The organism is Kribbella alba, assembly GCF_039529635.1.
Lineage (GTDB): Bacteria > Actinomycetota > Actinomycetes > Propionibacteriales > Kribbellaceae > Kribbella > Kribbella alba.
On record NZ_BAAANE010000007.1, the window covers coordinates 973,598 to 991,077 of the forward strand.

Below are 17,480 nucleotides of genomic sequence, written 5' to 3' on the forward strand. Positions count from 1 at the left end.
AGCGGGGAAAGTTAGCGAGGAGGAGGTGGGCGATGGTCACGCCTGACAGTGACTCGGCGGTGCTCGACGAGCAGACCCGATCCGGGGCGAACCAGTACGACCTGGGCTCCTTCAACGAGGCCGTGATCATCGAGACGATCCGGCTCGCAGGCATCATCAGCCGGACCGAGATCTCCCGGCGGACCGGGCTGACCCAGCAGTCGGTCTCCCGCATCCTGCGCGTCCTGCTGCAGCAGGGCCTGCTGGTCGAGGAGGCCCAGGAACGTGCCGAACGGCTCGGCAAGCCGCGCACCCCGGTGCGGCTCCGGTCGAACGCGGCGCACGCGGTCGGGATCCATATCGACCCCGAGTTGCTGACCGTCGCGGTGGTCGACCTGGACGGTGCGATCGTGCGGCGCGAGACCGTCGACCTGCCCGAGGACCTGGACGCCGTCAGGCTCGTCGATCTGGCCGCTGCCACGGTGAGCGCGGCGCTGAGCATCAGTCAGGTGGACCCGGCCTCGATGCTCGGTGTCGGGGTCGCTGTGCCAGGGCCGATCAACGCCGACGGCGCGCTGCTGGACCTGCCACTGCAGTCGGCCTGGCGCGGTCTGGAGATCCGCCAACTGCTGCAGCAGAAGCTCAACCACCCGGTCCTGGTGGAGAAGGACGGGACAGCGGCCGCGATCGGCGAACGCTGGATCGGCCGGTCCGCCCGCGCCCGCGACTTCGCCTATCTGTACCTCGGCACAGGGGTTGGCAGCGGTCTCATCCTGAACGGTTCGATCTACCGCGGCGGAACCGCCAACGCCGGCGAGTTCGGGCAGTTGTGCGCCTTGCGGATGGGGGAGTGGGACGAGCAGGGCGGTCCCCGGATGATGGCCGAGTGCAATCCCACCGCCGGGCTGCCGATCATTGCCGAGGGATTCGGTTATGTCGAGACGGATCCCAGCGCGACCGATGAAGCAAAACGCTACAAAGCCGTCTGCAAAGCGGCAGCCGAAGGCAATGAAGCGGCCCAGAAGGCGGTGAACCAGGTCGCATCGGTGATTGCACAGGGTGCGGTCGGGCTGGTCGATCTACTGGATATCGACTTGATCGTGCTCGGCGGTCCGGCGTTCGAAAAAGAAATCGCCGGCGTGCTCCTTTCCGAAATCGATCGCGCGGTGAATTCCTACCCGATCGCGAAAGGCACCCGCACGGTGCTGGTCGAGGAGTCGATGCTGCAGGCCGATGCCGCCGCGGTCGGTGCCGCCTCGACGATCTTCCATGACGCGTTCACCCCTCGGGTCGGCGGATCGATTCAGGCTCGTAGGCTGCCGAAGTGAAGTTGACCCGTGACCTGACATCCGAAGTACAGCTGCGTCTGGTCCGACCGTCGGATGCGGCATCGTTGTGTGAGGCGCAGCTCCGCAGCCGTGAGCAGTTGGCTCCGTGGGAACCGAGGCGTACCGACGAATGGTACGAGCCGGCCTTCCAGGAGGCCCGGCTCACCGAGCTCCTCGGCAACGACCGGATAGTTCCGTGGGTGCTCAGCGAGGACGACCGGGTGATCGGCACCGTGACTCTGTCGAATATCGTCCCTGGGCCCTGGCAGAACGGGGATCTGGGTTACTGGATCGATGTCGCCCAGGTCGGTCGCGGGCTGGCGTCGGCGGCCGTCGCGGCGGTCTGCGAGCTCGCCGACACCGAACTGCTCCTGCACCGGATCTCGGCCAGCACCCGCGTCGACAACGCCCCATCCCAGCGCGTGCTGGCCAAGAACGGCTTCGTGCAGTACGGCTTCGCGCCCGAATACCTCCACATCGACGGGGCCTGGCGCGACCACAACCTCTACCAGCGGATCCTCAACACCCGCCCGCCAGGCCAACCAGCCCCCTAACCTCAGTCCGCCCCCGCCTTCCTTGCGTCCGAGGGGGCGCGGGTCCTGCCCCGCGCGCGTTCGGACGCAACGAGTCGCCGGGCCGTCCGCCTTCCTTGCGTCCGAGGAGGCGCGGGTCCTGCCCCGCGCGCGTTCGGACGCAACGAGTCACCGGGCCGTCCGCCTTCCTTGCGTCCGAGGAGGCGCGGGTCCTGCCCCGCGCGGGTTCGGACGCAACGAGTCGCCGGGCCGTCCGCCTTTCTTGCGTCCGAAGAGGCGCGGGTCCCGCCCCGCGCGGGTTCGGACGCAAAGAGTCGCCGGGCTGTCCGGCGCGCTGCGCGCGAGAACTCACGGCCTGCTTGCGTCCGAAGAAGCGTAGGGCTCGCCCCGCGCCTCTTCGGACGTAACGGGGTTAGTTGGGGGGCAGGCCGATGCCTCGGCTGACCTCGACGTCGTCGTAGCGGCCCTCGAGCACGTCGATGAACTTGACCGGGCGCTGCAGGGTCGAGGCGATGTAGACCGCTCGCACGGTCGCCAGCGCGTCGATCGCGTCCTGCACGGTGATGCCGGGCTGCTGGCCGTTGCCGATGGCCCCGAAAATGTCCTCGTACTGCGCGACGTGGCCGCCCGGTCGTTCCGCCTCGACCGGCACGTCCTCGGTGGAGTTGTCGGCGTTGAAGCGGCGGAGCAGGTCGTCCTCGACCTCGGCACCACCCTCGGTCCCGTGCACGGAGACCCGCGTCCGCCCGCCCGGGAAGGCGGCGGTGGTCGCGTGCAGCGTGCCGACCGCGCCGGACTCGAAGGTCAGGGTGGCGACCACGGTGTCCTCGACCTCGATCGCGTGATGGGCCGCGCGGATCGCCTGCGCCTGGATGCTCACCGGCCGGCCCATGAACCAGAGCATCAGGTCGACGGTGTGGACGCCCTGGTTCATCAGCGCGCCACCTCCGTCCTGGGCCCAGGTGCCACGCCAGCCCGCGGACGCGTAGTACTCGTCGCTTCGCCACCAGGCGACGGTGGCGACCGCGGAGGTCAGTTGCCCGAAGCGGCCCGCGCGGATGGCCTGGGCGACGAGAGCGCTCCCCGGGTCGAACCTGTGCTGGCTGATCACCGAGGAGATGACGCCGTGGCCGGCGGCCCGGCTGGCAGCTGCGCCGAGGCGGCGGGCCCGGGTCAGGTCGACATCGAGCGGCTTCTCGATGACGACGTGCTTCTTCTCGTTGAGCGCCTGCTCGGCCAGGGCGGCGTGCGTGCCGCTCGGCGTGCAGATCGCCACGAGCGAGATGTCTGCTCCGGACAGAGCCGCGGTCAGGTCGTCGTACTGCTTCGGCTCCGGGTGGCCGGCCTCGGTGAGCCTGGTGGCCAACGCCTGCCGGGCGGCCGCGTCGCCGTCGATCAGCGCGGTCACGGTCGCGTCGGGTCGTGCCGAGATGGTGTCCGCGTGGGTGCGGCCGATGACGCCGCAACCTACGATCGCGACCTGGTGGTTCTCCGTCGTGTCAGCCATCTTGCCCTTTCGTCTGGGCCGGCCGGCAGCCTCGCACGGCTGCCGGCCGACTGGTCGTCACCGAGCGGTGAAGTTCGCGCTCAGCACCTGGTCCGTCGCGATGGTGAACGTGTATGCCGGGTCGGTGGACACGATCTGGCCGTTCACGGTCCAGTTCTGGAAAACGCTATCCGATCCTGCCGTCGCCGTCACTGTCACCTGCGCGCCGACTTCGTACTTGCCCGGCTCGGACTCGTTGCCGTCGATCTTCACCGTGCCGGCGGTCGCGGGCGAGGCGACCACGGAGACGCCGCGCTGCACCACGTTGATCACCATCACGTTGTGCAGCGTGACCGGCCCGGTGCTAGTTGCGCCGTTGTAGCGGGCCAGGTTGGTCGCCTCGACGTCACCCTTGACGACCTTCACGGTGTGGCCGTCCGCGCCGAGGTTGTCGGTGCCCAGGTTGAAGGCATCGACCTGCCCGTCGTTGACCACCAACCCGTCGTGGAACCCATAGGCGAACACGTTGAACAGCGTCAGCGCGGTGGCTCCGTCGACGGTGACGATCTTGGCCGTCTTGCGCATGTACTTGTCGATCACGAGCTGGAAGATGTCGCCCTCGTTCATCCAGTACGGCTGCTGGTACCCGACCCGGGTGACCGCGTTGCCGTTGGACAGCACGCCCTCGATCCGTCCGTTCGCGCTGCGGCCGACCGAGATCGCGTGGTCGAAGAAGGCACCCGCGATCTTGCGGACCACGAACCCGTCATTGCGGTTGGTGGTGAAGTCCACGCCGTTCCACGCGTTCGGGAAGCCCGCGTTGATGACATAGGTCTGGGCGCCGTTGCCGCGAACCGCGTACGGATAGGGGACGACTCCGTCGGCGGATCCGGGGTTGTTCTCCGGATAGAACACCCTCAGTCCTCTCAGGCCTGCCTTCTTGCCGTCGAGGGTGACCAGCGCGGTGGCCGTGTCGGGTGCGGTGGTCGCGCGGCCTTCGAAGGCCTGGAGCACGGTGCCTCCGCTGGCCCCACCCTGGTCTCGGTTCGGAACTGCGGACGAGCCGCGCAACTCGACGTTCGCGGGGACCTTGAGGTGGCTGCCGATCCGATACCAACCAGCAGGCAGATACACGATCCCGCCGCCTTCACGGCCGGCCTTGTCGAGCGTCCTCTGTACTGCGGCTGTCGCATCGGCGTTGGGGAGATACCCGACGCCGTGCGGGGCGTCCGCGACGTACAGGGTCTTTCGAGCCGGGGCTGGGAGCGCTCGCTCGGTGTAGGTGGGGGCGGCTCCGGACATCCGGTGGACGATGCCGGAGAGCGCTCCCTGTGTTTCTGTGCCGGTGATCTTGACGTAGCCGCGCGAGTCGTTCTGAACGGCCTGGACGCTGCCCTCGATGTGACCGCCGGCGAGGGTGAGACCCCAGCGGTCGTCCATCACGTCGACCTTGAGAGCAACGTCGGTGCGCCGGATGTCCGGCTGCAGGAAGCTGCCCGTGAACTGGGCGCGCTGCCCGGCCACGACGTGGATGCCGACCTTGTAGTCGGACAGCATGATCCGGTGGAACTGATCCCACTCCAGGTCGCCGAGCGCCAGGCCGGTTCCGTTGGCCCGGGTCCAGCTGTCTAGCGCAGCGCGGGCCGGCGGGTGGTATGCGGCAGGGGCCGACGCCCAGTAGGAGTTGCTGAAGGCAATGTTCTCCCAGGTCCCGACGTCCGCGCCGTTGTAGGCCCGGGCGCCCTCGAAGAGGACGGTTCCCCGGATGTTCCGGACGGTGGTGGACTCGTGCACCTGGCTCGAGCCCGGCGCGCCGCCGCGCTCGTTCGCGAACGTGCTGATGCCGATCCCGCGGTAGGAGTTGAGCATGGTGACGTCCGAGACCGTCGACATCATGTAGTTCTCGTTGCCGATCCAGGCATTGCCGGGGATCTCGAAGGTGTAGTTGTACGGCACCGGCTGGGCCGCGTTCTGCCGCGGGTAGTAGGTGGTCACGCCCATCACGCCGGCGCTGCCGCCGATGCGGAACAGGCTGGGTCCGTCGTCACCGGAGGCGAGATCCGCGATCACCACCGTGCCGAAGTCCTTGGCCTTGTCCCCGCTGGTGGTCTTGTCCGGGTCACGGCGGTCGCCGCGCAGAGTGCAGAACGCCCGCACCTCGATCGTGTCCTTGACGAGGTACTGGCCGGCCGGGAGCCAGACGGTGCCGCCGCCCGCGTCCACACAGGCGTAGATGGCGTGCTGGATCGCCTTGGTGGAATCCGTGCGGCCGGTGCGATCAGCGCCGTACTTCGTGGCGTCGAAGTCGGCGACGACGCCGTCCTCGGTCGGGTTGACCGTGTTCACGAGAACCGGCTTCGGGACGACCACCGGCGACTGGCGGAGCTGGATCTCCTTGACGATGAAGTTCTGGGCGCCCGTCATGTTCACCCGCACATAGCGGGCGTTGGCAGTCGCGAAGCGCGTCTTGCTGAACTGGTTGGCGCCCGGTGAACCCGTGCGGCCGACTGTGGTGAACCGCTGACCGTCGTTCGAGACCTGCACGGTGTAATCGGGGGAGGACGTCTGCCCCCACTCCACCCGCACGTCGTTCACCGCGAGGGGTTTCCCGAGGTCGATCTGCAGCCAGGAGTCGCCGTTCCCGCTGGTCCAGCTGGTCTGGTGATCACCGTCGTTCACGTTGGCAACTCCGGTGCCGCCACTGGCGCTCGCAGTGCCGGTCGTTGCGAAGCTCGTGTCGACGACGGACGCGGTGAACGCGTCGAGCTTCGACTGCAGGGTCGTGAGGGCGGTCTTCACCTGGACGTCGGTGACTCCCGGCGTGGCCGCGACAGCGCGGGCATCGTCGATCGCTTGGAGCAGCGTCGCACGGCTACCTGCCGGGTATTGCCCGTCGCGTGTTCCTTCGCGGGCAGCCTTCTGTACGCGCGCGGCTTCGTCGATCAGGTCGAGCAGACCCTCGGTCACGTCGAGCGTGCCGGCCACCTTCGCCACCCGGACGGCTGCGACCTTCAGGTCGACGGCGCCGTTGCCGAGGTTGATCCGGAAGTCCGAGCCGTTCGACCGGTTCGTCATCACCGCGTCGCTGAGCGCGAAGGTGTAAGTCTTCCAGGTCTTGGTGTTGCCGTAGGTGACGACCTCGGAGTTCTTGAACATCTCCGGGATCGTCGCGCCCGGGGAGTCGTAGTGCAGCCCGAACTGGCCGTTGCCCTCGTCGAAGTAGTCGATGCTGATCAGCACCAGGTTCCGGTTGTCGTAGAGGTAGTTGTCGGACACGTTCATGTACATGAAGTTCGTGCCCGGCGCGGGTGCCGTGTGATCGGTCTGCCAGTACGACCGCCCGTCCAGTACGCCGGTGACGAGGTTCTCCGCGCGGTCACCAGCCCGCGGAGTGATCCCGTTCTGCACCGGCGAGGCGCCGAGCCCGACCGAAGCGCCGGCCGTGCTGATCCGCAGGCCGGCGACGGTGATGTCGGCGCTGCCGGACAACCGCAGGTCCGCGCCGCCGAGCCTGTCGTTGAACCCGATGTCAGGCAGGGCGAACGTGCCGGTCTGCCACTGGCCGGTGTTCTTCAGCTGTACGTCGTCGGCATGTGCCGCAGGATCGGCAGCAGCGTCGTACTGGAGTTGCAGCGTGCCGGTACCGCTGTCGAGATACGTGACGGTGACGAGCACGTCGTTGGTGCTGATCTCGTTCACGTAGTCACGATCGACGTCGAAGGAGAGGAACCCGGTGTTCGCGGCCTGGTTGGTTCGCCAGTAGCCGCGGCCCTGTTCGGTGCCGGTTTGCAGCCCGGCCGGATCCTGCCCGGCGGCGGGCTTCACGCCGAGCGTGGTGGGTGTCGGTCCGAGGTCGGCGCCGACGCCGCTCGGATACATGGTCGCCGCGTGGGCTGCCGGCGGGGCTAGTAAGCCGGTCAGCAGGAGCGCGGGTATCAGCGCCGCAAACAGGCGTCGTGCGGTCATCGGGGAACCTCCAGGTGGCGGGCCGGAAGCAAACTGGGAGCAGACGAGGGACCGCCGTCAGCAGCAGCCGTACGTGATCTGCCGCACACACAGCGGTAACGTGCGTGTAAGTTAAACCATGCGTGTTACTTATTCAAGAGCCTGTGACGGCTAGTGCTCAACCAAGCCGTCGGGACGCTGCGCCAGACTTCTGAGCGTGGAAAATGTCGTGCCGAGGCCGAGTGCTCGAGTGTTGCCGGTGGATCCGGCCGACCGACTGCTGTTGTTGAGCGCGGACGATCCGCGTCGCGGGTCGTTGCGATCAATGGCCCGGAGGTCCGGCCGAGCGAGTCAGGCGGGACGACCGACGTACCGTCGGGCGGCGCGGGATCCGGCAGCCGGGCGGCGGCGACGACCACGAGGGGGTTAGGCGACGCCTACCAGAGTGCGGGTGGGAATGGCGGGGGCGAGGTCGGTGAGGAGGGTGAAGAAGTGGGTGGAGGCGTCTGCCAGGCGGAGGAGGCCGGCCTCGTGGTTTTGCCAGCCGAAGACGAGTTCGCCGTCGATGACCCGCTCGGCCAGCGGTACGGCGTACGTGCTGAGGGTGACGCGGTTCGGGCCGGTCCGGGGGTGGTGGTCGCCGCAGCCGCACTCGGCCGCGATCAGGATCGAGGTGAGCGCGTCGGGGGCATAACTGCGCATCCGGAGAGTCGTGCCGCGGGCGGTGAAGCGGGCGATCGTTGCGTCAGGCAACTGGACAAGCAGGTCGACCGGGACGGCGTGCGATCCGGGCAGCAGGCGCAGTCCGCGGGACGCGAGCAGGTCAGCGAAAGCAGAGAGGTTCATTGCGGAGAATCCGGAATCCTGTGATGGCTGGTGTCGGCGGGCGGGCCTCGGGAACGGAGCGGGCCTCGTGCGCCTCAGACGGCGCGCGTCAGCGACAACAACAGCTACAACACAGCGAGATTCGCATGCCGAAGATCATGGCAGACAGGGCTCGGCGGCGCCAAAAACACCGCCCGCTATCTGAGACAACAGTCCGTAATCAGGACAGCCGCCACCCGACATCGCGCGCGACGAAATCCAGCGACCCGTCGACAGCAGCTCACAAGTGCCCCGTCCGGGGCGTACTCGCGGCGCCAGCGCTCAGCGGACTAGCCAGGAAGCGGGACCGCGGTCACCACGCCGGGACCGCGGTCACCACGCCGGGACCTCGTACATGAAATTGCGTGTAACCGGTCCCGACAAGGTGTCCGAGGTCCCCAGAACTGGCGCCAGCGCTCAGCGGAACGAGCCAGGAAGCGGGACCGCGGTCACCACGCCGGGACCTCGTACATGAAATTGCGTGTAACCGGTCCCGACAAGGTGTCCGAGGTCCCCAGAACTGGCGCCAGCGCTCAGCGGAACCAGCCACGAAGCGGGACCGCGGTCACCACGCCGGGACCTCGTACATGAAATTGCGTGTAACCGGTCCCGACAAGGTGTCCGAGGTCGCCAGAACTGGCGGCCTCGGGAGATCCGCTAGGCAGCGGAAGAGCTCAGCTACCCCGACCTCCCGGCGCTGTCACTCAGCACCTACCGGATGTGGTGCTCAGGTCAGGGGTCAGTCAGCTTTCTTGCCGAACATGATCTCGTCCCAGCTCGGCACGCTGGCGCGCTTCGATCCGCGCCGGGCCGGCTTCTTCTTGGGCTCGGTCGCCTCGGTGGTCTCGGTGCTCTCCTGCGCCGAAGCAGCAACCCCCGCAGCAGCCTGGGCGGCCGGTTCGCTCACGGGCTCAGCGGGCCGGTCGGTGGGCTCAGGAGCAGGCCGACCTGCCCGCCGCGGGTCTGCGGGCTTCGGGGCGAACTGTCGCGGATCCGCGGGCTTCGGCGCATCGCGCCGCGACTCCGCCGACCGCGGTTCCGCCGACCGCGACTCCGCAGTACTCGGTTCCACAGTGCGCGACTCCGCAGTGCGCGGTTCCGCTGAGCGGGCGACGTGCGAGGGCGCAGGCTGCTCAGGTGTGGGCGTGCGGCGCTCCGTGAAGCGGCTGTCCGGTGCGGCAGCGCGCTCCTCCGGTGGTGCCATCGGAGGAGCCTCGACCGGCAACTGGGCCGGACGCTCGACAGCCCGTACTGCGGGGCGCAATGTCGGGGGCTGCTCGATCGGTACGTCGATCAGCGTCGGCTCATCGTCCGGGCTCGGCACCGAGTGCACTCGGCGCGGTCCACGCTCGGCATCCCGCGAAACCTCGCGACCGGCCGAACCACCCTCACGCCCGAACTCCCGACCCGCGGAACCGCCATCCCGGCCGTACTCCCGACCGCCGGAACCGTCCCGGCCGTACTCATGGCCGTACTCACGACCGGAGGTGGTCCCGAGTTGTTCCTGGTCCCGGCCGAAACCCCGGCCGGTGTCCCGGTTGGCATCGCGGTCCGACTGGTGCGCCCGCCCACGGGGGAGGCTGATCGTGTCTTCGAAGCCGGCCTCGTAGCTGTCCGCCCCATGGTCGGGGGCCAGGCTCAGGTCGAAGTCGGCCACGGCGGTCAACCGGCGCTCAGCGGCCTGGGGCGCGATCACCTGCGCCTGCTCGCCGACGAGCCAGCGGGCCTCGTCGTCGTCAGGCACCGCGTAGCGCCCCGGGGCGTCGTACGCGAACATCGCGATCTTCTCGTCGTCTTCGTCGACGAAGTACGAGACGCGGACCGCCCAGCGGCCGTCGTCGCGGCGCCAGGCGTCCCACTCGGCCGCGGCCGGGTCGACGTGACGGGTGCGAAGGCGCTCGGTGACCCAGGCGCCGAGGTTGCGGGTCGGGGCATCGCCGCCGCCGCGGCGGCGGACGGAAGCGCGCTGGGCGAGGCTCGCGACGTGATCGCGCTCGGCCAGCACCGGACCCGCGAACGCCATGACGCGTTCCATCGGCATCTGGGCGACGGCGGCGACCGCCTCGGGACTTTCGCCGGCGCGGATCCGAGCCTGGATGTCTCGTGGGCGCAGCGCGCTCTCCATTTGAATCTCCAGCTGGCCGAGTCGGGCACGGTCGCCGCGCAGGGCCGCACGCAACCGGTCGTCGACCGGGATGGCGAACTCCTCACCCGTCTCTGCCACAGCCAGGATGAGCTTCTTGCCATCCTGGCTCAGGCCAACGAGCCTCGCCTCGCGCATTGCCTTTGTTCTCCTGTGCGGTTGTCGCCAGTCTCTCCCGATACCTGCGCCTCGACCAAGACCGGCGCGCCGTGCCCGCCGGTCATTGTGGAGGTTATGTCACGAAATCACATCTTGCCTGCTCAGCAGGGTCCTTGTCGTCACACCAGTCACATTAGTCACAACCCGCTGTGACCGGGACGGCGAGGTCCTGCCAAAGCTCCTCCCGCGCTGCTGCGCAGGCAACCCCCGACGTCCGTACGCCGGGGGTCGCGAGCACCGGAAAACCGATCAGTTGCCCGGGTAGGCGGCGCGGATCGCGAGGGCCCGTTTCAGGTCGTCCGCCCGGTCGCCGACCGATCGACGGATCCCGGCCGAGACCGACTCGTCGGCGGTCAGGTCGGCAGCCAGCCCGACGACCCGCTCGTCCACGTCGTAGACAGGGAAGGCCAGTGCTGCGCTCTGGGCGACCACCCAGCCGGTGCGCATCTTCTCGGTGCCGGCGATCTCGGCGAAGAACCGCTCCACGTATGGCGCGGTCAGCTCGAGCTGCTCGGGATACCAGAAGCCCTCGCAGGCGGCGTACAACTCGTAGTTCGCCAGCCCCGCGTCGGTCATGATCTGGTTCCAGGCGCGTTCCTTGGCCTCGGCCGTCGGCAGCGCCGCCCGGCAGCGGGTCGCGTGCACGACGCCCTCCGACGAGTGGTCCCGCTCCAGTTCGGCGTCGATCTCGGCGTCGCCGACGGCGCCGAGGCGGGCCAGTTGCAAGGTGATCAACCACCGAAGGTCCGCATCCACGGTCACGCCTTCGGGAACGCCTTCGCCCGCAAGCCAGCCGCGCAGGAGGTCGGCGTCGTCGGTGAGCCGGATGAAGGCACGCAGCACCATCAACTGGAGGCTGCTGCCGGCCGGTGCCGTGGCGAGGCGCTCACGCAGTACTGCGGCAAGCTGCCCGCGGTAGGGCTCATAGGGAAGGTAGCCGCCGAGCAGCCGGGTCTGGGCCCAGCCGACCAAGGCGCTCACGGCGAGATCACTCGTCTCGGCGGGCAGGGCTGCCAGGAGGACCTCGAACCCGAGCTTCGGGTCGAGTTCGCCGTCGGCCGTGGCATCACGGATGCTGTTCAGGATGACGGCCCGGGTCACCCCGTCCTCGATCTTCGGGAGCACCTCGGTCAGCCGGCCCAGGCTCTCGGCGTCGAGCCGGATCTTGGCCCAGGTGTCGTCGGCCGCGTCCGGGATCACGACTGCCACCGACGGATCCAGCGAGACCTCGACCTCGTCGGCGTTCAGCAGAACCGGTACGGACACGCCGCGGCCGTTCTCGTCGTACCCGCCGACCGTGAGCTGGTGCGGGCGGTCAGCCGGGTGATCGGCCGGCGTGGTCCTGCGCAGCTTGATCCCGGTGGGGGTGCGCTCGGCGCTGATCGTGTCGAGGCCCGGCGTGCGGAGCCAGTTCCGCGCCCAGTCGTCCAGCCCGACAGCGCCCGCCTCGGTCCACTTCGCGACCAGGTCGGCGAAGGTGGCGTTGCCGAACTCGTTCGAGGTGATGTGGGCTCGCACCCCGGCGAGGAACACGTCGTCGCCGAGGTAGCTGGCGAGTTGCTTGAGCACTGCCGCGCCCTTGGCGTAGGAGATCCCGTCGAAGTCGTCCAGCGAGGCGAGCGCGTCCTTGACGGCGTCTGCCGCGATCGGGTGGGTCGAGGACCGTTGGTCGGCCTGCAGACCCCACCACTTGCGGATGAAGGCGAAGTCGATCCAGTTGTCCGTGTAGCGCGTCGCGGCGGTCGAGACGCGGTGGGCCATGTACTCCGCGAACGACTCGTTCAGCCAGAGGTCGTTCCACCACTGCATGGTCACGGTGTCGCCGAACCACTGGTGCGCCATCTCGTGCACCACGGTCCGGGCCCGGCTGCTGCGCTCGCCGTCGGTCACGGCCGAGCGGAACACCATCGAGTCGCGGAACGTCACGCAGCCCGGGTTCTCCATCGCGCCGGCGTTGAACTCCGGCACGAACGCCTGGTGGTACTCGCCGAACGGGTAGCGGTAGCCGAACAACCGGTGGAACTCGTCGAACGCCTGCCCGGTGACCGTGAAGATGTCCTCGGCCTCCCGGTCGAGCGCCTCGGCCAGGGACTGGCGCGACACCAGGCCCAGCGGGATGCCGTCGTGCTCGGCCAGCAACTGGTGGTACGGACCCGCGACCAGCGTCACGAAGTACGTCGAGAGCGGCTGCGTCTCGGCCAGTTCCCAACGGCCGGGGAAGACCTGGGTGGCGGCACCGTTGCCGAGCACGATCCACTCCGGCGGGGCCGTCACCTTCACCTTGTACGGCGCCTTGAGGTCCGGCTGGTCGAAGCAGGCGAAGATCCGCGGCGCGGCGTCGAGGAAGGACATCGCGTAGAGGTAGGTCAGGCCGTCCGCTGCATCGACGCTGCGGTGCAGGCCTTCGCCGTCGTTGGAGTACGCCATCGACGCGACCACCACGAGCTCGTTCTCGGCGGTCAGGCCGGTGAGCGCGAGCCGTCCGTCACTCAGTCCGGCGACGTCGGCGGGCTTGCCGTTCAGCGTCACCGACGTCAGCTCGTCAGGCTTCACGTCCAGAAAGCTGGACTGGCTGGTCGCGGAGAAGACGATCCTGGTGGTGGAGCCGAAGGTGCGGTCCCCACGGGTCAGGTCGAGATCGACGTCGTACGAATGGACGGTGAGCGCGGCGGCCCGGGTGCGGGCGCCGTCGACGGTGAGACTCGGCATGTCCTGAACTCTATGTCGTCGGGGGTGACCAGAGCATGGGCAGTGGACGATCACCAATCATCCGACCTTTAGGGTTGTGTCATGACAGAGATGGAGTACCGCCAGCTCGGCGATTCCGGGCTCACCGTCAGTGTGGTCGGGCTCGGCTGCAACAACTTCGGTGGGCGCATCGACGCCGACCAGACTGCTGCAGTGGTCACCGCCGCAGTGGATGCGGGCATCACCCTCTTCGACACTGCCGACGTGTACGGCGGGCAGCCCGGCCTGAGCGAGACCTTGCTCGGCCAGGCGCTCGGGAAGCGCCGCGACGACGTGGTGATCGCGACCAAGTTCGGTGGCGACATGAGAGGCGACAACGGTCCCGACTGGGGTGTGCGCGGCTCCCGCCGGTACATCCGCAAGGCGGTCGAGGCGAGCCTGCGCAGACTCGGCACGGAGTGGATCGACCTCTACCAGCTGCACGTGCCGGACCCGGTCACGCCGATCGAGGAGACCCTCGCGGCACTGTCGGAACTCGTTGCCGAGGGCAAGGTTCGCTACATCGGCAGCTCGCAGTTCGCCGGCTGGCAGGTCGTCGACGCGGACTGGACCGCCAAGACCGCCGGACTGGAGCACTTCATCAGCGCGCAGAACCGGTACTCGCTGCTCGAGCGGGACGTCGAGGACGACCTGATCCCGGCCTGCGAGCACCTCGGGATCGGCGTGCTGCCGTTCTTCCCGCTCGCGTCCGGCCTGCTGACCGGCAAGTACAAGCGTGACCAGGGCGCACCGGACGGCACCCGGCTGGCGAACATGCCCGACCGGCTGGCCGCGGCTGACTTCGACAAGATCGAGGCGCTGGAGACGTTCGCGGCCGAGCGTGATCTCACGCTGCTGGACGTCGCGATCGGTGGTCTGGCAGCCCAGCCGGCCGTCGGCTCCGTGATCGCGGGGGCGACCAGGCCCGAGCAGATCGAGCAGAACGTCGCGGCCGGGTTGTGGGAGCCGACCCCCGAGGATCTGGCGGCGCTGGACGACCTGACGTGACCCTGATCCTTCTGCCGCCTTCCGAGGGGAAGACCGGTCGCTCGCGCGGCCGTGCGGTGGAACTGGCGACGCTGTCGTTTCCCGGGCTCAACAGAGTTCGGGAAACGGTGCTGGACTCGCTCGCGAAGGTCAGTGCCTCAGCAGACGCGTACGACGTACTGAGCGTCGGCGCGTCGCTGAAGGACGAGGTTGAGCGGAACACGCGCTGGCGAACTGAGCCGGCTGTTCCTGTGTCGGAGCTGTACTCGGGCGTGCTGTACGACGCGCTCGGGTACAGCACGCTGTCCGCGGGGACGAAGCGCCGGGCCGGAGCTCGCCTCCTGGTGGTGTCAGCCGCCTGGGGTGCACTGCGAATAGCCGACCGCGTCCCGCCGTACCGGCTCTCGATGGGTACTACGCTGCCGGGGCTCGGGCCGCTCGCCTCGGTCTGGCGCGATCCGTTGGCCACCTCCCTCGACGATGCGGCCGGTAACTCCGTGATCGTCGACTGCCGGTCCTCGACCTACGCGGCGGCGTGGCGTCCCACGGGCGCTCAGGCGGCGAAGTGGGTGGCGGTCTCCGTGGTCCGCGAGCGCGGCGGTGTCCGGTCGGTGGTCTCGCACAATGCGAAGCACACGCGGGGTCTGGTCGCACGGCATCTGCTCGAGTCGGGCAAGGATCCGGGCACGCCGCGAGCGCTCCACAAGCTGATCGCGGAGCGATGGAACGCGGAACTGGTAGGCACCGGCGCAGGTTGGACCCTCACGGTGGTGGAACACGACTGATCTCGCCGCGGGTGGACCCGGCACCCACTACGATCCGTTCGTCGGTTAGTCGGTGATAGGGGTCAGAAGTGGCAGGCGAGGTACCGAATCCCTACAAGGCCGCAATAGGCCGGGCGCTCGGAACGGTCCGCGGTCAGGCGACCAGCGCGGAGACGGCGCTGGACAGCGCCAAGAAGGCCTTCGCGGCGGGCGCGTGGACGGGTGGCACGTCGGACGCCTTCTCGGCAGACCTGAACGGTCGCGACACGGCGGCCAAGAACGGCGCCCACGGCTGCGTGACCGAACTCGAGGGCATGTACAAGAAGGAGCCGGACAAGGTCGAGCCAGACGCCTGGCAGATCCACTGGCACAACCTGTGACGGCGAGCGAACGGGGGAGCGCCAGATGGTGATCTCGAGCATCGGTCTGTCGGCGATGGCCGACCTGATCCAGAAGATGACCGCCGCGTCGAAGACGCTGACCGACTCGGCCGGCAGTATCAAGACGACCAGCTCACACGTCTGGGGTACCGCGGCGGACGCGGACAAGATCACCCAGGCGGCCGGCTGGGTCAACGACCAGGTCCCGGGCCTGCGACGGAGGCTCGCGCTCGCCCAGCAGATCGAGGCGCAGACCAAAGGCCCGCAGTCCAAGGTCGACATCGATGAATCGCTGCTGTCCACGATCCCACCGGAGCAGGCACAGGCCGATGGAGCGGCGGCCGCCCGCAAGCTCAAGGAGTCGAACGGCAAGCTCGATCCTGCCCTGGTCGCCCAGATCACCAAGTACCAGAACGACCCGTACTTCGCGGCCGGGTTCGCCAAGAACATGACGCCGACGGAGCTGGCGGACGCGCTGCTCAAGGCTTCCCGAGAACGCGAGAACATCGGCCGCACCTCGACGACCACCCTGGCCAAGGACATCGAGGCCTGGAAGGTCAACTACAGCGGACTCGTGTCCGCCATGGGCACCACCATGGCCACGGCGACCCGCAACACCGGCGACCTCGCGCTGCCCGCCGACTTCGCGAAGAAGTACGCCGCCGCCATGACCGAAGGCGGCACCAAGTCGGGCGACGGCGATCCGGTCAAGTACGGGCAGGCCTCGGCGCTGTCTTTGTTGTTGCGCCACGGCCAGTACTCCACGCCGTTCCTCGACACCGTCAGCTCCACGGTCTACGACTACGAGCGCGAGCACGGCAAGGACGGTCCCGTCTGGGAGCCGCGCAGCTACTACGAGCCGAACCACACCTTCGCCGGCGTCTACATGCCCGACGGCGGGATCATGCCCGATCCGATGGCCAACATCATGGAAGGGCTGTCGCACAACCCGCAGGCCGCGCAGAACTTCTTCGATGTCAACAACCCGAACGCGAAGACGTCCGAGGTCGAGATCAACGGCAAGAAGTTCCAGGTCAACGACCGGATGAAGTACCTGCTGCAGGACCGCACCTGGAAGTACGACAATGCCGACGGCCTCGGCAACGCCCTGCAGGCCGCGACCACCAACTGGCGCGACCGGTCGGACAACGGCAAGACCTCCGCCGTCATCGCCAGTCAGACCTTCGCCCTGCTGGGCCAGAAGGCCGGCGGTGGGAAAAAGGGCGGCGACTGGTGGGCCCTGGGCCTCAACTCCCACCAGGGCTGGAAGCCCGGCTCCGGCATGCGGGACAGCCTCGCCAACATCATCGCCAGCTACAGCCCGGACCTGATTCGCGTGGCCGGCCCGCAGAGTCCGAAGAGCGACCCGCTGGGCGGCGACTGGACGGCAGAAGCCGGTGATTCCTTCCCACCCGGTGGTCCTTACGGTGCCGTGATGGACGCTGCCTTGATGCGCAAGCTGCTCGGCGTCGTAGGCGAGGACCAGAAGAACCTGACGATCGTCTCGACCGGCGTCACGGCGGCAGGCCAGCTGATGTTCAGCCACTCGCTCGCGGAGGCTCTGAAGAAGGACCCGAACGCCGCGATCAACATGATTCAAGGCGGTGACAGGTCGCCGCTCATCGTCGGGGCCGCGAGCCAGTTGAGCAACACGCTCGGATTCGTGATGACAAACTCCTACGAAGGCGACAAACAGGACCAGGAGTTCAAGAAGGCGCAGGCCGAGGCGATCTCCAAGGCGCTGGGCGTCGCTTTGAAACTGCCGGGCATCCCCGCACCGACCGGCGCGTGGACTGGTCTCATGCTTGACCAGGCCAAGGACGCGGCGCTGGCGGCAGTCGCCAAGGGCCCGACACAAGACGCCAAAGACCTCTACAACTCGGCCGCGGGCAATGGCCAGGACAGTCTCACCAAGCTGATGCTGAACAATCTGCTGGCAGCCGGGTACTTCGATCCCAAGCAGTACAAGGGTGCGAACACTCCGGGCTCGGACAAGTACGTCCCACCGCCGGCCGACGCCTTCAAGAAGGGCCCCGATGGCAAGCCTGTGCACCCGCCGGAGTTCGACTTCGACAGCGAGGCATACATCGACTGGGGCGATCGCGGTGGTCAGATACCCAATGAGTGGTTGCAGAACAATGTTGTGGGACCGTATCGCGATAATTTCCCGCTGTTCGGAGGCTGA

The 17,480-nt window shown here is 68.2% G+C and carries 11 protein-coding genes; 6 read left to right on the top strand and 5 right to left on the bottom strand.

Features of this window, described 5'->3' with window-relative positions; genetic code table 11:
* The first annotated feature begins 32 nt into the window (after window positions 1-32).
* Both ABD210_RS22465 and ABD210_RS22470 read left to right on the top strand, forming a co-directional pair.
* The gene (locus tag ABD210_RS22465; protein WP_344113901.1) at window positions 33-1,307 is read left to right on the top strand and encodes an ROK family transcriptional regulator; all 1,275 of its coding nucleotides are present in this window, start codon (window positions 33-35) and stop codon (window positions 1,305-1,307) included.
* A complete protein-coding gene (locus tag ABD210_RS22470; RefSeq protein ID WP_344113903.1) occupies window positions 1,304-1,861 on the top strand; it encodes a GNAT family N-acetyltransferase in 558 nt (185 codons plus the stop codon). The genes ABD210_RS22465 and ABD210_RS22470 overlap by 4 nt, the downstream gene beginning before the upstream one ends.
* A gap of 391 nt (window positions 1,862-2,252) precedes the next feature.
* Here the strand turns inward: ABD210_RS22470 and ABD210_RS22475 are convergent, their stop codons facing one another.
* The 5 genes from ABD210_RS22475 to pepN all read right to left on the bottom strand — a co-directional run bounded on the left by ABD210_RS22475 (window position 2,253) and on the right by pepN (window position 13,146).
* Window positions 2,253-3,347, bottom strand: a complete 1,095-nt coding sequence (locus ABD210_RS22475) for a Gfo/Idh/MocA family protein (RefSeq protein ID WP_344113904.1) — start codon at window positions 3,345-3,347, stop codon at window positions 2,253-2,255.
* Between the two features lie 57 nt (window positions 3,348-3,404).
* Window positions 3,405-7,292: a glycosyl hydrolase family 28-related protein gene (locus tag ABD210_RS22480; protein WP_344113906.1), complete on the bottom strand. Its 3,888-nt coding sequence runs from the start codon at window positions 7,290-7,292 to the stop codon at window positions 3,405-3,407.
* Window positions 7,293-7,697: 405 nt separating this feature from the next.
* Entirely contained in the window at window positions 7,698-8,117 is a 420-nt protein-coding gene (locus tag ABD210_RS22485) for a hypothetical protein (protein WP_344113907.1), read from the bottom strand.
* 757 nt (window positions 8,118-8,874) lie between these two features.
* Entirely contained in the window at window positions 8,875-10,416 is a 1,542-nt protein-coding gene (gene sepH / locus ABD210_RS22490) for a septation protein SepH (RefSeq protein WP_344113908.1), read from the bottom strand.
* A gap of 270 nt (window positions 10,417-10,686) precedes the next feature.
* Entirely contained in the window at window positions 10,687-13,146 is a 2,460-nt protein-coding gene (pepN, locus tag ABD210_RS22495; RefSeq protein WP_344113910.1) for an aminopeptidase N, read from the bottom strand.
* Window positions 13,147-13,227: 81 nt separating this feature from the next.
* Between pepN and ABD210_RS22500 the strand changes: the two genes are divergently transcribed.
* From ABD210_RS22500 to ABD210_RS22515, 4 genes are all read left to right on the top strand, one after another.
* Window positions 13,228-14,172: an aldo/keto reductase gene (locus ABD210_RS22500; protein ID WP_344113911.1), complete on the top strand. Its 945-nt coding sequence runs from the start codon at window positions 13,228-13,230 to the stop codon at window positions 14,170-14,172.
* The gene (locus ABD210_RS22505; RefSeq protein ID WP_344113913.1) at window positions 14,169-14,936 is read left to right on the top strand and encodes a YaaA family protein; all 768 of its coding nucleotides are present in this window, start codon (window positions 14,169-14,171) and stop codon (window positions 14,934-14,936) included. The genes ABD210_RS22500 and ABD210_RS22505 overlap by 4 nt, the downstream gene beginning before the upstream one ends.
* A 68-nt stretch (window positions 14,937-15,004) precedes the next feature.
* Window positions 15,005-15,295 carry a hypothetical protein gene (locus tag ABD210_RS22510; RefSeq protein ID WP_344113914.1) on the top strand — a complete coding sequence of 97 codons (291 nt, stop codon included), beginning with the start codon at window positions 15,005-15,007 and terminating at the stop codon, window positions 15,293-15,295.
* Between the two features lie 25 nt (window positions 15,296-15,320).
* Window positions 15,321-17,480 (top strand): DUF6571 family protein, encoded by a 2,160-nt coding sequence (locus tag ABD210_RS22515; protein WP_344113915.1) that lies wholly within the window; start codon window positions 15,321-15,323, stop codon window positions 17,478-17,480.